The organism is Streptomyces sp. NPDC016640 (assembly GCF_043076215.1).
GTDB lineage: Bacteria > Actinomycetota > Actinomycetes > Streptomycetales > Streptomycetaceae > Streptomyces.
The window spans coordinates 96,023-110,602 of record NZ_JBIBRG010000005.1 but is presented as its reverse complement, the minus strand read 5'-3'; the positions used below and the strand labels follow the sequence as shown (position 1 = coordinate 110,602).

General features: G+C 74.6%; 15 protein-coding genes. 9 read left to right on the top strand and 6 right to left on the bottom strand.

The annotated features are described in order from the left end of the window. The first annotated feature begins 40 nt into the window (after positions 1–40). The 8 genes from ACF07S_RS12560 to lgt all read left to right on the top strand — a co-directional run bounded on the left by ACF07S_RS12560 (position 41) and on the right by lgt (position 6,048). On the top strand, positions 41–292 hold the full coding sequence (locus tag ACF07S_RS12560) for an HGxxPAAW family protein (RefSeq protein WP_391965106.1): 252 nt from the start codon (positions 41–43) through the stop codon (positions 290–292). Between the two features lie 77 nt (positions 293–369). Continuing rightward, positions 370–804 carry a DUF2752 domain-containing protein gene (locus ACF07S_RS12555; protein WP_391974154.1) on the top strand — a complete coding sequence of 145 codons (435 nt, stop codon included), beginning with the start codon at positions 370–372 and terminating at the stop codon, positions 802–804. 119 nt (positions 805–923) lie between these two features. Continuing rightward, entirely contained in the window at positions 924–1,733 is an 810-nt protein-coding gene (gene trpC / locus ACF07S_RS12550) for an indole-3-glycerol phosphate synthase TrpC (protein ID WP_391965104.1), read from the top strand. Between the two features lie 21 nt (positions 1,734–1,754). Beyond that, entirely contained in the window at positions 1,755–1,967 is a 213-nt protein-coding gene (gene trpM, locus ACF07S_RS12545) for a tryptophan biosynthesis modulator TrpM (protein ID WP_391965103.1), read from the top strand. A 66-nt stretch (positions 1,968–2,033) separates the two neighbouring features. After that, the gene (gene trpB / locus ACF07S_RS12540) at positions 2,034–3,320 is read left to right on the top strand and encodes a tryptophan synthase subunit beta (protein WP_391974153.1); all 1,287 of its coding nucleotides are present in this window, start codon (positions 2,034–2,036) and stop codon (positions 3,318–3,320) included. Further along, positions 3,317–4,132, top strand: a complete 816-nt coding sequence (gene trpA / locus ACF07S_RS12535) for a tryptophan synthase subunit alpha (protein WP_391974152.1) — start codon at positions 3,317–3,319, stop codon at positions 4,130–4,132. Before trpB ends, trpA begins: the two co-directional genes overlap by 4 nt. Before the next feature lie 97 nt (positions 4,133–4,229). After that, the gene (locus tag ACF07S_RS12530) at positions 4,230–5,006 is read left to right on the top strand and encodes a thioredoxin domain-containing protein (RefSeq protein ID WP_391965100.1); all 777 of its coding nucleotides are present in this window, start codon (positions 4,230–4,232) and stop codon (positions 5,004–5,006) included. Positions 5,007–5,100: 94 nt separating this feature from the next. Continuing rightward, complete coding sequence (gene lgt, locus ACF07S_RS12525) at positions 5,101–6,048, top strand: prolipoprotein diacylglyceryl transferase (protein ID WP_391974151.1); 948 nt, start codon at positions 5,101–5,103, stop codon at positions 6,046–6,048. Positions 6,049–6,204: 156 nt separating this feature from the next. Here the strand turns inward: lgt and ACF07S_RS12520 are convergent, their stop codons facing one another. From ACF07S_RS12520 to ACF07S_RS12495, 6 genes are read right to left on the bottom strand one after another with little or no spacing between them, the layout of a single operon-like run. Further along, a complete protein-coding gene (locus ACF07S_RS12520; protein WP_391965098.1) occupies positions 6,205–7,035 on the bottom strand; it encodes an HpcH/HpaI aldolase/citrate lyase family protein in 831 nt (276 codons plus the stop codon). Beyond that, on the bottom strand, positions 7,032–8,267 hold the full coding sequence (locus tag ACF07S_RS12515) for a CaiB/BaiF CoA transferase family protein (protein ID WP_391974150.1): 1,236 nt from the start codon (positions 8,265–8,267) through the stop codon (positions 7,032–7,034). Before ACF07S_RS12515 ends, ACF07S_RS12520 begins: the two co-directional genes overlap by 4 nt. Beyond that, complete coding sequence (locus tag ACF07S_RS12510) at positions 8,264–9,688, bottom strand: ADP-ribosylglycohydrolase family protein (protein ID WP_391965096.1); 1,425 nt, start codon at positions 9,686–9,688, stop codon at positions 8,264–8,266. The genes ACF07S_RS12515 and ACF07S_RS12510 overlap by 4 nt, the downstream gene beginning before the upstream one ends. Beyond that, the gene (locus tag ACF07S_RS12505; RefSeq protein ID WP_391974149.1) at positions 9,676–10,869 is read right to left on the bottom strand and encodes an ADP-ribosylglycohydrolase family protein; all 1,194 of its coding nucleotides are present in this window, start codon (positions 10,867–10,869) and stop codon (positions 9,676–9,678) included. Before ACF07S_RS12505 ends, ACF07S_RS12510 begins: the two co-directional genes overlap by 13 nt. A gap of 7 nt (positions 10,870–10,876) precedes the next feature. After that, on the bottom strand, positions 10,877–12,289 hold the full coding sequence (locus ACF07S_RS12500) for an ADP-ribosylglycohydrolase family protein (RefSeq protein WP_391974148.1): 1,413 nt from the start codon (positions 12,287–12,289) through the stop codon (positions 10,877–10,879). After that, complete coding sequence (locus ACF07S_RS12495; protein WP_391974147.1) at positions 12,286–13,359, bottom strand: ADP-ribosylglycohydrolase family protein; 1,074 nt, start codon at positions 13,357–13,359, stop codon at positions 12,286–12,288. Before ACF07S_RS12495 ends, ACF07S_RS12500 begins: the two co-directional genes overlap by 4 nt. Positions 13,360–13,618: 259 nt before the next feature. Between ACF07S_RS12495 and ACF07S_RS12490 the strand changes: the two genes are divergently transcribed. After that, complete coding sequence (locus tag ACF07S_RS12490) at positions 13,619–14,350, top strand: VIT1/CCC1 transporter family protein (protein ID WP_391974146.1); 732 nt, start codon at positions 13,619–13,621, stop codon at positions 14,348–14,350. Positions 14,351–14,580 lie beyond the last annotated feature (230 nt).

The following is a 14,580-nucleotide window of genomic DNA, read 5'->3' as shown; positions in this document are numbered from 1 at the left end:
GCGTCTGCTCAGACACGCACACAGCAACGAGGAGCAAGCAATGGCGGGCAGCAGCCACGGTCACACCCCGGCCGCCTGGACCGGTGTCATCATCGCCTTCATCGGTTTCTGCGTCGCGGGCGCGTTCATGGTGATGGACCAGCCCGTGGGCTTCTGGGGCGGCATGGGCATCGTCCTCCTCGGCGGTGTCGTCGGCGCCATCATGCGCATGATGGGCATGGGCCAGCCGAAGAGCGTTCACCCCGTGCACCAGCTCACCGGCGACCGCACGCCGGCCGGCGCCGAGGGCTGAGCGCCACGGGGACCCGGGAACAGGGGCGGCCGGCACGAGGAGTGCCGGGACCGCCCCTGACGCGCGTCCGGGGCACAATGCAGAGCGTGAACGCACCCAGCCCCAGCGCGCCCCGCGGCAGGGCGGCCCGGCTGGCCGCCCCCACCGGTGTGCTCGCCGCGGTCGCCGCAGCCTTCGCCTACGTCGGGGCCGTCGACCCCAACGAGCCCGGCCACTACCCCGTCTGCCCGCTGCTGCACCTCACCGGCCTGTACTGCCCCGGCTGCGGCGGACTGCGCAGCGCCCACGCGGTCGTCCACGGCGACCTCCTGGCCGCCCTTGAGGCCAACGCGCCCGCCGTCCTCGGCTACGCGGGCCTCGCCGTCCTGTGGACCGTCTGGGTGGTCCGCGCTGCGCGCGGCAGGCCGCTGCGCATCGACCCGCCCCCCGTGCTCCTGTGGGGTTCGGGGGCGTTGCTGCTGGTCTTCACGGTTGTCCGGAACCTTCCGTTCGGTGGCTGGTTGCACCCTTGATCAACAGATGAACGTCCAGGTAGTGGAACCGGCGTCAACCGGATGCGAGGCATACGCCCCGCTGCGGATACCATCGCAGTGACCACCGGAATACCACCGCAAGGAAGGGGGCCGCTCGCGTGAGTGTGCTCGACGAGATCATCGACGGGGTCCGTGCCGACCTTGCGGAACGGCAGGCGCGCGTCAGCCTCGACGAGCTCAAGGAACGCGCGGCGCAGGCCCCCGCGGCCAAGGACGGCGTCGCGGCCCTGCGCGGCGACGGCGTCAAGGTGATCTGCGAGGTCAAGCGCTCCAGCCCGTCCAAGGGCGCGCTCGCGGCGATCGCCGACCCCGCCGGACTCGCCGCCGACTACGAGGCGGGCGGCGCCGCCGTCATCTCCGTCCTCACCGAGCAGCGCCGCTTCGGGGGCTCGCTGGCCGACCTCGAGGCGGTCCGCGCGCGGGTGGACGTCCCCGTGCTGCGCAAGGACTTCATCGTCACCTCGTACCAGCTCTGGGAGGCCCGCGCGTACGGCGCCGACCTCGCGCTGCTGATCGTCGCCGCCCTCGACCAGCCGGCCCTGGAGTCCCTCATCGAGCGCGCCGAGTCCATCGGGCTCACCCCGCTCGTCGAGGTGCACGACGAGGACGAGGTCGAACGCGCGGTGGACGCGGGCGCCAAGGTCATCGGCGTGAACGCGCGCGACCTCAGGACCCTCGAGGTCGACCGCGGCACCTTCGAGCGCGTCGCCCCCGAGATCCCCGCCCACTTGGTCAAGGTCGCCGAGTCCGGCGTCCGGGGCCCGCACGACCTCATCGCCTACGCCAACGCCGGAGCCGACGCGGTCCTGGTCGGCGAGTCCCTCGTCACCGGCCGCGACCCGAAGACGGCGGTCTCCGACCTGGTGGCGGCGGGCGAACACCCCGCACTGCGTCACGGCCGGAGCTGACACCCCGGTAGGCTTGGCCCGATGACTTCCACGCCGATCCCGATGACCAGGGACCCGTACGCGCGCCTCGCGCGCGGCTGCCGCCCGCGCGGCTGCCGCGCCCCCGCGCGCCGCGTCCACGGCCGCAGGGTCCGCTACGTCATCGGCGACGAACCGGGACAGGTCAACGGGCGTCGATGGCAGCGCCCCTCCCGGGGGCGCGGGGAACCGCGCGACACGCACGGACGGCCGTAGCCGTACACGAGACCCCGCCCCCACGGCGATGAGTTTTCCTCCACTGACTCACCGTGAGGTTTCCGCATGCCCAGCACCTTCTTCATCCCCGACCCGGAGGGCCGGACCCCGAACTCCGCCGGCTACTTCGGGGCCTTCGGCGGCAAGTTCATCCCGGAGGCCCTCGTCGCCGCCGTGGACGAGGTCGCCGTCGAGTACGACAAGGCCAAGGCCGACCCCGGGTTCGCCCGCGAGCTCGACGACCTGCTGGCCCACTACACCGGCCGCCCGAGCGCCCTCACCGAGGTGCCCCGGTTCGCCGAGCACGCCGGCGGCGCCCGGATCTTCCTCAAGCGCGAGGACCTGAACCACACCGGCTCGCACAAGATCAACAACGTGCTCGGCCAGGCCCTGCTCACTCGGCGCATGGGCAAGACCCGCGTCATCGCCGAGACCGGCGCCGGCCAGCACGGCGTGGCCACCGCCACCGCCTGCGCCCTGTTCGGCCTCGACTGCACGGTCTACATGGGCGAGATCGACACGCAGCGCCAGGCCCTCAACGTGGCCCGGATGCGCATGCTCGGCGCCGAGGTCATCGCCGTGAAGTCCGGCAGCCGCACCCTGAAGGACGCCATCAACGAGGCGTTCCGCGACTGGGTCGCCAACGTCGACCACACCCACTACCTCTTCGGCACCGTCGCGGGACCGCACCCCTTCCCGGCCATGGTGCGCGACTTCCACCGCGTCATCGGCGTCGAGGCCCGCCGTCAGGTCCTCGAGCGCGCCGGCCGCCTCCCCGACGCCGCGATCGCCTGCGTCGGCGGCGGTTCCAACGCCATCGGCCTGTTCCACGCCTTCATCCCGGACTCGGACGTACGCCTCATCGGCTGCGAGCCGGCCGGGCACGGTGTCGAGACCGGTGAGCACGCGGCCACCCTCACCGCCGGCGAGCCCGGCATCCTGCACGGCTCGCGCTCGTACGTCCTGCAGGACGACGAGGGCCAGATCACCGAGCCGTACTCCATCTCGGCCGGCCTGGACTACCCCGGCATCGGACCCGAGCACTCCTACCTCAAGGACTCCGGCCGCGGCGAGTACCGCGCGGTCACCGACGCCGCCGCCATGGAGGCCCTGCGGCTGCTGTCGCGCACCGAGGGCATCATCCCGGCCATCGAGTCCGCCCACGCGCTGGCCGGCGCCCTGGAGGTCGGCAGGGAGCTGGGCGGGGACGGGCTGATCGTGGTCAACCTGTCCGGCCGCGGCGACAAGGACATGGACACCGCCGCCCGCTACTTCGGGCTGTACGACACCGACGCCGAGGTCGCCGCCGACGAGGCCGGCACCACCGCCGAGATCGAGGGGGACGCCAAGTGAGCGGGAACGTGCGGCTGCTGAACGACACCCTCGCCGCGGCGAAGGCGGAGGGCCGCTCCGCCCTGATCGCCTACCTCCCGGCCGGGTTCCCGACCGTGGACGGCGGCATCGAGGCGATCAAGGCCGCGCTCGACGGTGGCGCCGACGTCGTCGAGGTGGGGCTGCCGCACAGCGACCCCGTCCTCGACGGGCCGGTCATCCAGACCGCCGACGACATCGCCCTGCGCGGCGGCGTCAGGATCGCCGACGTCATGCGCACGGTCCGCGAGGCGCACGAGGTCACCGGCAAGCCGATCCTCGTCATGACCTACTGGAACCCCATCGACCGCTACGGCGTCGAGCGCTTCACCGCCGAGCTCGCCGAGGCGGGCGGCGCCGGGTGCATCCTGCCCGACCTGCCCGTCCAGGAGTCGGCGCTGTGGCGGGAGCACGCCGACAAGCACGCTCTCGCCACGGTCTTCGTGGTCGCGCCCAGCAGCAGGGACGCGCGGCTCGCCGAGATCACCGCGGCGGGCAGCGGCTTCGTCTACGCCGCCTCCCTGATGGGCGTCACGGGCACCCGCGCGTCGGTCGGCGCGCAGGCCGAGGACCTGGTGCGGCGCACCCGCGCCACCACCGGCCTCCCGGTCTGCGTCGGACTCGGCGTCTCCAACCGGGCCCAGGCGGCCGAGGTCGCCGGCTTCGCCGACGGCGTGATCGTCGGCTCGGCCTTCGTCAAGGGGATGCTGGACGCCCCCGACCACGCCGCCGGCCTCGAGGCCGTCCGCGCGCTCGCCGGTGACCTGGCCGAGGGTGTGCGCGGACGGGCGTGACCGGCCGGGTGTCCGCGGATGGTCATACGGGTCCCTCGTACGGGTGGACCTGGGACCGGGGAGGCGCTGTGCGCCTCCCCGGTTCGTTCTGCGGGGTGTGAGCGAGAAGAACCGTGAGGGAAAGCGCACCGCCCGCGAGCGGATGGCGGACGAGCGTCAGAAGCAGAAGGCCGTGGAGAAGCGGCGCCGCGCCCTGATCATGGGTGCGAGCGTGGTCTGTGTCCTGGGGCTCGCGGCGGTGATCGGCGTCGTCGCGGCCAATGCGGGCAAGGACGACGAGAGCGAGGCGGCCGGGCCCGTCGTGGCGCCCTCGGGCGCCCTGGGCGAGGACGGCACCGTCATCCCGGTCGGCAAGCGGAGCGCCAGGGCCACGCTCACCGTGTGGGAGGACTTCCGCTGCCCGGCCTGCAAGGTCTTCGAACAGGCCTACAGCCCGACCGTCCACGAGCTGACCGACGCCGGACAGCTGAAGGTGGAGTACCACCTGGTCACGCTGATCGACGGCGGCATGGGCGGCACCGGCTCCCGCGGCGCGGCCAACGCCGCCGCCTGCGCCCAGGACGCCGGGAAGTTCGCGGCGTACCACGACGTGCTGTTCCGGAACCAGCCGATGGAGAGCGACGACGCCTTCGCCGACGACGGCAGGCTGATCGAGCTGGCCGGCAAGGTCGACGGACTGGACACCCCCGCCTTCCGTTCCTGCGTCGAGGACGGCACGCACAACAGCTGGGTCGCCAAGTCCCACGAGGCCTTCCAGAAGGGCGGCTTCAGCGGCACACCGACCGTCCTGTTCGACGGCCGGAACATCTACCAGGACCGCTCGATGACCCCCGGGAAGTTCAAGCAGATGGTGCAGGAGGCCAACAAGCAGTAGGACGGCGGGCCGGGGGAGTCCCGGGTCCCGTTATGGAGCCGTAGCCGGACCGCCCCCCGCGCGGTCGGTCCGGCACGGTAGCGTCGAGCCTGCCATGGAACTTGCCTACATTCCCAGCCCGTCGAGCGGGGTGCTGTACCTCGGCCCCGTTCCGCTGCGCGGCTACGCGTTCTGCATCATCATCGGCGTCTTCGCCGCCGTCTGGCTCGGCAACAAGCGCTGGGTCGCCCGGGGCGGGCGGGCCGGCACGGTGGCCGACATCGCTGTCTGGGCCGTGCCGTTCGGCCTGATCGGCGGCAGGCTCTACCACGTGATCACGGACTACCAGCTGTACTTCAGCGAGGGCCGTGACTGGGTGGACGCCTTCAAGATCTGGGAGGGCGGCCTGGGCATCTGGGGCGCCATCGCGTTCGGCGCGCTGGGCGCGTGGATCGGCTGCCGGCGCCGTGGCATCCCGTTGCCCGCCTACGCCGACGCCGTCGCGCCGGGCATCGCCTTCGCCCAGGCCATCGGGCGCTGGGGCAACTGGTTCAACCAGGAGCTGTACGGGAAGGCCACCGACCTGCCGTGGGCGGTGGAGATCACGTCGTCCGCCGACGGCCGGATGCCCGGCACGTACCACCCGACGTTCCTGTACGAGTCGCTGTGGTGCGTCGGCGTGGCCCTGCTGGTGATCTGGGCCGACCGCCGCTTCACGCTCGGGCACGGGCGGGCGTTCGCGCTGTACGTCGCCGCGTACTGCGCGGGCCGGTTCTGGATCGAGTACATGCGGGTCGACGAGGCCCATCAGATCCTCGGCCTGCGGCTGAACAACTGGACCTCGATCCTCGTGTTCCTGCTCGCGGTGCTGTACATCGTGCTGTCGGCACGGAAGCGGCCGGGACGCGAGGACGTGGTGGAGCCGGAGGGCCCCGGCGGTGAGCCGGTCTCCGACGGCGAGGCGGGCGGGGCCGACGAGGCCGGGCCGTCGGACGTGAAGGAGGACGCCGGCGCGGCCGAGGAGGAGTCCAGGGACGGGGCCGGCTCGGCCAGGAAGAGCTGACGCTGCCGTACGTCGCGGAGGGCGCCCGGGTTCTCCGGGCGCCCTCCGCGTGTGCCGGCCGGGGCGGTCGCGCACCCCGCCCGCCCGTGCCGCTCCGGGGGTACCGCCCAGGCCGTCGAGGCGCCGGGGGAGGCACGGCTGCCCGCGGAGAACGCCTCAGGTCCTGCGGGCCAGGGCGAGGGTGCGGCGGGCCGCTGTCACCACTGCCGCGTCGATGAAGGTGCCGTCGGCCAGGGCCTGGGCGCCCTGTTGCGCGGCTGCTGCCTTGAGGACGGTCCCCGCCTGTTCGATCTCCTCCTCCGTGGGCAGACAGGCCCGCTCGATCACCGGCAGCTGACGGGGGTGGATCGCGGCGCGGCCCAGGAAGCCCAGCGCGCGGCCACGGACGCAGGAGGCACGAAGACCCGCCAGGTCCCGGATGTCCGGGTGCGCGGACTGGGCGGGCGGGTCCAGGCCGGCCGCCCGCGCGGCGACGACCACCCGGGAGCGGCACCAGTCGAGGCCCGCGTCGTCGCGTACGCCCAGGTCGGCCCGTAGGTCCGCCTCCCCGAGGGCGACACCGCGCAGGGACGGGTGGGCGGTGGCCACGCCATGGGCCCGCTCGATGCCGAGTGCCGTCTCCAGGAGGGCGTACAGGGGCGGCACCTCCCCCCGGACGGCCGCGGCGCGCCGCGCGACACGCACGACGTCGGACGGCGAGGACACCTTGGGCAGCCGCAGCCCGGACAGGCCGGGGGACGGGAGGAGGACCGCGAGATCGTCCCGCGCCCAGGGGCCGGACACCGCGTTGACGCGGACGTGGACCGGGACCGGCTGGGGGTCGCGCAGCAGCTCGGCGGTGGCCGAGCGGGCGTAGGCCTTGCGGTCGGGGGCGACCGCGTCCTCCAGGTCGATCACCACCACGTCGGCCCCGGAGGTGAGTGCCTTCGCCACCACGGCCGGGCGGTCCCCGGGGACGTACAGCCAGGTCAGCGGGAAACCCGTCACAGGGCGCCCTCCGTGCGCAGCGCCGCGCGCTCGGCCGGGGTGAGGCCCAGCCCGCTCAGGACCTCCTCGGTGTCCGCGCCGTGCGGGCGGCCCGCCCAGCGGATCGCTCCCGGGGTGCCGGAGAGCCGGAAGAGGACGTTCTGCATGCGCAGCGGACCCAGTTCGGGGTCGTCGACCGTGGTGATCGTGTCCAGGGCCCGGTACTGCGGGTCCGTCATGACGTCCCGCACGTCCTGGACGGGGGCCACGGCGGCCTCCGCCTTCTCGAAGGCGGCCAGCACGTCGGCGCGGGTGTGCCGGGCGATCCAGCCGCCGACCGCCTCGTCGAGGAGGTCCGCGTGCCGGGCCCGCCCGGCGCCGGTGGCGAACCAGGGCTCGTCGATCAGCTCCGGCCGGCCCACCAGCACCATCACGCGCTCGGCGATCGACTGGGCCGAGGTGGAGACGGCGACCCAGGTGCCGTCGGCGGTGAGGTAGGTGCCCCGAGGCGCGTTGTTCTGGGAGCGGTTGCCGGTGCGGGACTGGACGTGACCGAGCTGGTCGTACCAGGTCGGCTGGGGGCCGAGCACGGTCAGGATCGGTTCGATCAGGGCCATGTCGACGACCTGGCCCTCACCGGTGCGGTCCCGGCCGGCGAGCGCGGTCAGCACCGCGTACGCCGTGGCCAGGCCCGCGATGGAGTCCGCCAGTCCGAACGGCGGCAGGGTCGGCGGGGCGTCCGGCTCACCGGTGATCGCGGCGAAGCCGCTCATCGCCTCGGCGAGGGTGCCGAAGCCCGGCCGGTGCGCGTACGGGCCGAACTGGCCGAAGCCGGTGACCCGGGCCAGGACGAGGCGGGGGTTGACGGCGGACAGCTCGGGCCAGCCCAGGCCCCACTTCTCCAGGGTGCCGGGGCGGAAGTTCTCGATGACCACGTCGGCGGTCCCGGCGAGCCGCAGCAGGGTGGCCCGGCCGCCCGGTGCGGACAGGTCGAGGGTGATGGTGCGCTTGTTGCGGCCGAGGACCTTCCACCACAGGCCGACGCCGTTCTTGGACGGGCCGTGGCCGCGGGCGGGATCCGGTCTCCTCGGATGCTCGACCTTGACGACCTCCGCGCCGAAGTCGCCGAGCAGGGTCGCGGCGAGGGGTCCGGCGAAGAGGGTGGCGAGGTCCAGGACGCGCAGGCCGGTCAGCGGGGGGCCGGCGGGGGCGGGGTCGGACGGCGGGGCGGCGGTCGGGTCGGACGGCGTCATGGGCGGAAGGCCTCCAGATGGGTCAGACGGGCCAGGGTGTCGAAGCCGGTGCCGTGGAAGCCGCCGACGGAGGTGGCCAGGCGGTTCTTCAGGGGGGCCGTCCAGCGTTCGGGGAGGGCGCGGGGCGAACCGGCGAGCAGGGCGGCGACGGAACCGGCGGTCGCGCCGTTGGAATCGGTGTCCCAGCCGCCGGAGACCGCACGGCAGACGGAGCCGGTGAAGTCGCCGTCGGCATGGGTGAGGGCGGCGGCGATCAGGGCGGTGTTGGGGACGGCGTGCACCCAGTGATGGGTGGTGGCGTGGGTGTCGTGGAGCAGGTCGACGACGGTGTCGAAGTCGGCGTGCCGGCCCGCCAGTTCCACGGCCTGCCGGACGGCCCGGGCGAGCCGGGAGCGGGGCGGGACGACGGTGAGGCCGGTGCGCAGGCAGGCGTGGACGTCGTGGGCGCCGGTGGCGGCGGTGGCGATCACGGCGGCGGTGAACATCGCCGCGTAGACGCCGTTGGCGGTGTGGGTGAGGGTGGCGTCGCGGTGGGCCTGCGCGGCGGCTGCCGCCGGGTCGCCGGGGTTGGTCCAGCCGTGCACATCGGCCCGGATCAGGGCGCCGATCCACTCCCGGAAGGGGTTGTGGTGACGGGCGGTCAACGGGGGCTCCAGGCCGCCGAGGAGGTTGCGGTAGGCGATGCGCTCGGCGGTGAAGGTGCGGCCGGCGGGGAGTTCGTCGAGCCAGACGCGGGCCACGTCGGTGGTGGTGAAGCCGCGGCCGTGGCGCTGGAGGACCAGCAGGGCGAGGAGGGCGTGGTCGAGGTCGTCGTCCTCGGGCATGCCGTCGATGTTCTCGGCGAGGGACGTGCTCGCGGAGCGGCGGTTCCAGGGGTGGCGGGCCAGGAGGCCGGCGGGGACGCCGCGGGCGGTGAAGTAGGTGGTGAGCGGCCAGTTGCCGGTGGCCCGGGCGAGACGGCGGATGCCGTCGAGGGGGAGCTTTTCGACGGGTTTGCCGAGGAGGCAGCCGACCGCCCTGCCCAGCCAGGCGGCTTCGAGGCGAGCGGGGGAAACGGCTCGGGGGCGGGGCGTGCGGCCCGGCGCCCGCGGGGTGCCGTCCGTCGGTGCCCCGGGGCGGGCACGGCCGCCCGCGGACAGCGGCCAGTGGGGGCACAGGGCCCTGATGCGGGGCAGGTCGGTCGGCTCGTCGTCGGCCAGACGGCTGGGCAGGTCGGCCAGTTCGTCCAGGAGGTCGGTGGCCAGCAGGCGGAGGTAGCGGGAGGCCGGCCGGGCGGACGCGCCCGCGGTGAGCGGGGCTTCGGGGCCGCCCGCCGCGCGCCAGCGGGCGGCGATCGCCGAGGGCTCGCGGCCGTCCTGGGCGGCCTGGCGCAGCTCGTGGCCGATCAGGTCCTCCGGCTGGACCCAGGTCAGGCGGAGCATTCCCGGCCCTCCAGCCGCGCGAACGCCTCCTCGTGGGCGCGGCGGCGCCGTACGTCGCGGGCGAAGACCTCGCGGGCCACGGCGGTGAGGGCCGACGCCGGCTCCCACAGGTCCAGGCGGCTGGCCTCGGCCACGGTCTTGGCCCAGTCCCGCGGGACCGCCGAGCCGAGGGCGCCGGTCACCGCCCCGGCCATCGTGGCGATGGAGTCGCAGTCGCGGCCGTAGTTCACCGCGCCCAGCACCGCGTGCCGGAAGTCGCCGCCGGCCACCACCACCATGCCCAGCGCGACGGGGAGTTCCTCGACGGCGTGCAGCCGGGACGGGCGGCGGGCACCCAGGGAGGGGGAGCGGTAGTCGGGGCCCACGGTGTCGTACGGGGCGACGGCCCCCCGCAGCGGGCGCAGCGCCGACTCGAAGTCGGTGTGCCGGGACGCCTCCTCGCAGACCCGCTCGATCGCCTCGCGCGTGCCGTCCTTCGCCAGGGACAGACACGCGGCGACGACCGAGTCCGGCGTCGCGCCCGGTGCGCAGGCCGCCGCCACGGCCGCCGCGAGGACCCCGGCGGCCTCCCTGCCGTACGACGACTGGTGGGCGCCCGCGACCTCCGTCGCCTCGGCGTAGGCGGCGGCCGGGTGGGCGGCGTTGACCAGGCCGACCGGGGCCATGTACATCGCGGCCCCGCAGTTGACGATGTTGCCGGTGCCCGCCTCGCGCGGGTCCACGTGGCCGTAGTGGAGGCGGGCCACGAGCCACTTCTCGGCCAGGAAGATCCGGTGCAGCGGGAGCGCCTCCGCCTCCAGTTCCGGGATCCAGCGCGGGTTCGTCATCAGGTCCGGGACCAGGTGGTCGGCGACCGCGTGGGCGTCCAGGTGGTCCCGGACCGCGGCGTACACCCGGACCAGGGCGTGCGTCATCAGGGTGTCGTCGGTGACGTGGCCGTCGCCCTTGTGGTACGGGGCGAGGGGACGGGCGGTGCGCCAGGCGTCGCCGTTCCACGGGCCGACGACGCCGTGCACGCGTCCGCCGTGGCGCTCGACGATCTGCTCGGGGGAGTACCCCTCGACCGGCCCGCCGAGGGCGTCGCCGACGGCGGCCCCCACCAGGGCGCCGGTGATCCGCTCGTCCAGGGGCAGGCCCCGGTCCCGGGCGTCGTCCCCGACGCCTTCCTTTTTGTGCTTCATGCCCGAATCATCCTCCCGGTGGTGCCGGTTGCGCGGCTTCCAGGAGTCCGGCGAGTTCCACCAGGTCCGTGCCGGTGAGCCGGGGGAGCACGCAGCCGGCGAGCGTGCGGCAGCTCTGCCGCCAGGACTCCGGGATCGCCGCGCCGCCGCCCAGCGCGCCGGTGAGGGCGCCGGTGAGCGCCGGGGCGGAGTCGGCCACCCGGGACAGGCAGGCCGCCGCGGGAACCGCCTCCGTGATCCGGCCGCGGGCGGCGGTCGCCAGGGCGAGGGCGACGGGGACGGTCTCGGCGGCGGCGACGCCGTAGCTGTAGACGTGGTCGACGATCTGGTGCTCCAGCGGCGGTACGAGGGCGAAGGCGCTGTCGGCGTCCGCCGCGAGCCGCAGGGCGTGCCGGGCGTTGCGGCCGATCTCCGTGTCCTCGGGGAGCTCGGCGCACGCGGCGGCCACGCACGCCCGAGGGTCCGCCCCGGCCAGCGCGAGGGCGACCGCGGCGGCCATGGCGCGGGCGCCGTGCACGCCGTCGCCGTCCTGGGTGTAGCGGGCGTCGAACTCCGCGAGGTCCGCGGCGCCCCGGGGGTCGCCGGGGTGGGCCACGGCCAGGACGCAGGCCCGTACGCAGGCGGCGTCGTCGAAGTAGTGCGGATTGTCGTGGCCGGTGGCGGGCGGGCGCAGGCCGGTGGCCAGGTTGCCGAGACCGGCCCGCACCGAGATGCGGGCGCGCAGGGGGAGTACGGCGGACTCGGTCTCGGGGGCGCGTTCGGTGGCCGCGGCGACCTCGGCGGCCACGGAGTTCCAGGTCAGGTCGAGGGCGGCGCGTGTCCGGCGCTCCCGGCTCAGGTCGCCGAGCGCGGTGTCGTCGCCGGCGCGCAGCACCGCCTCGGCCGCGAACGCCGCCCACTCCGCGTCGTCGGAGGGGCCGAGGCGCAGGGGTTCGGGGGGCTGGTTGAGGGCGATCGGCACGGGGAGGGTGGTGGTGGCGTTCTGTTCGGCGAAGGTGTCCAGTTCGCGGGTGAGGCGGCGGGTCCATTCGGGCATGCGGGCGGCTCGGTGGCGGGCGGCGGGCCAGCCGGCGGCGTCGCCTGCGGCGAGGCCGAGGAGGAGGCCCTCGATCCTCGCGTGGGCGTGAGCCCGCGGCGGCCGGGTGGGGTGTTCGGCCTCGGCCGCGCCTTCGGCCCGGGTGCTCCGGCCGGCACCATCCGCGCGGGTCTCGTGGTCGGGTGCGCGTGGCCCCTGCGGGGGCGTCTCGCCGTCGGCGGGTGCGGGTGACCGTCGGGGTGCTTGCCGCGTGGCGGCGGACGCCGGTGGGTGCCGGGCTCGCGCGGCGTCGGCGGGGGCGGGGGGCTGCTGGGGGGTGTGGCCGGCGTCGGTGGGGGCGGGGGGCTGCTGGAGGGCTTGGCCGGTGGTGGGGGTGGGGGTCATGACGGGGCCTCCCCGTTCTGGGCGGGGGCCAGGGGGACGAGGTCCGGGAGCGGGGGATCGTGCTGTGCGGGCGGCTCGTCCGCCGTCAGCAGGTCCGCGACGGACAGGACGTGGTGGCCCGCCATCGCCGGGAGGCAGCTGCCGCGGGCCGGGCCGATGGCGGCCGCCCAGGGCTCCGGGATCGCGCGGACACCCCGGGTCGCGCCCGCCAGGGCGCCCGCCACCGCCGCCGTGGTGTCGGCGTCGCGCCCCATGTTGACGGCCGTCAGCACCGCCTGTGCGAAGTCCCCGTCGGCCGCCGCGTACGCGCCGAAGGCGAGGGCGACCGCCTCGGGGGCCAGGTCGGTCCACGGGTAGCCGCCGATCACCACCGCGGCGCGGACCGCGCGCTCACCGAGGTGGGCCGCGGTGACGGCGCGCCGCAGCGAGCGGGCGGTCCACGAGTCGTCCGGCACCACTGCCAGGGCGGAGGCCACGACCGTGACCACCGGTGCCCCGGCCATCGCCGCGGCGACCCCCGCCGCGACCGCCTGGCCGCCGTAGATGCCCTCGCCGTCGTGACTGACCGAACCGTCGACCGCCACCAGCCGGGCCGCCTCGTCGGGACGGCCCGCCGCGAACACCCCGTGCGGCGCCGCCCGCATCGCCAGCCCGTCGCTCCAGGCGTGCCGGTGCTGGGCGGAGATGGGCGCGGCCAGCCCCCGGCGCAGGTTCTCCAGCGTGCCGCGCTCGCTGAAGCCGGCGCCCCGGAAGGGGCCCTCGGCGCGGTCCGCGATCCACTCGTGCCAGGCCGCCTCGACGTGCGCCGGGGTGAGTGCGCAGCCGTGCCGGGCCAGCAGCAGGCCGGAGAAGATGGCGTACTCGGTGTCGTCCGTGCCCGCCGGACGCTCGCTCACGTATCCCGTGATGCGCCCCCATCTCGCGCGGATCTCGGAGGGCTTCATGTTCTCGGCCGGGGCGCCCAGCGCGTCGCCGACGGCGAGGCCGAGCAGCGCGCCGCGCGCCCGTTCACGGAGCCCCAGGGCGTCCCCGGGCGCCGGGACCGAGGGGATGCGGGCGGTCGGTGCCATACGCGGCTCTCCTCTCAGACGCGCCCCGAGAGGCGTGGAGCCCTTTGCGGAACTGTCCCCGGTGCGGTGTCCGGCGCAGCCTCACAGGCCCCAGCGTCACCCGGTCGACGTCTGTGCACCCTTCCGGGCAAACGAGCGGAATCGGCAAAACCGCAGGTTAGCCCAGCCTTTCCTTGCTGGCGGAGAGGAATGCGGGGACATATTTTGGGTGTTGTCGAAGAATGGAATTCGTCCAAAGAAGAGGTCTGGAGGATCACGCATGGCCATCATCGAGACCGAGGCGACGCTGCACGAGGCGCACCGCGACAACCACACGCACCGGGATGTGAACGGCGGCTGGCTGCGCCCCGCGGTCTTCGGCGCGATGGACGGGCTGGTCTCCAACCTCGCCCTGATGACCGGTGTCGCCGGAGGGTCGGCCGGTCAGCAGGCCGTCGTCCTCAGCGGCCTCGCGGGCCTGGCCGCCGGCGCCTTCTCGATGGCGGCCGGCGAGTACACCTCCGTCGCCTCCCAGCGCGAGCTGGTCGAGGCCGAGCTCGACGTCGAACGGCGTGAACTGCGCAGGCACCCGAAGGGCGAGGAGGCCGAACTCGCCGCGCTCTACCAGGCCCGGGGCGTCGAACCCGGACTCGCCCGCGAGGTCGCCCGGCAGCTGTCCAGGGACCCCGAGCAAGCCCTGGAGATCCACGCCCGGGAGGAACTGGGCGTCGACCCCGGTGACCTGCCCTCGCCCGCGGTGGCCGCGGTGTCCAGCTTCGGCTCCTTCGCGCTGGGCGCCCTGCTGCCCGTACTGCCGTTCCTGCTCGGCGCGAGCGGTCTGTGGCCCGCCGTGCTGCTGGCGCTGCTCGGGCTCTTCCTGTGCGGTGCGCTGGTGGCCAGGGTGACGGCGCGGAGCTGGTGGTACAGCGGGCTGCGGCAGCTCGCCCTCGGCGGCGCGGCGGCCGGTGTGACGTACGCCCTGGGCACGGTGTTCGGGACGGCCCTAGGATGATACGGAGCGCACTTATGCGTTGAGTCGCATAAGCAGTCGTTACTTGTTGGTTTCGGTTGCGTGACCATCGGGCATGAGCCGTAAGCGCTGTGGGCAAAGAGGCCGACGGCGTGCCCGCGGGACGGGCGAAGGACCATTTCCCGCCATCGGATCGACGGACACGGAGCTGTCCGGCACGGTCCCCCCAGTTCCCACCACCGGCCGCGGCCCCCGTCACGACCCGTGCGGTG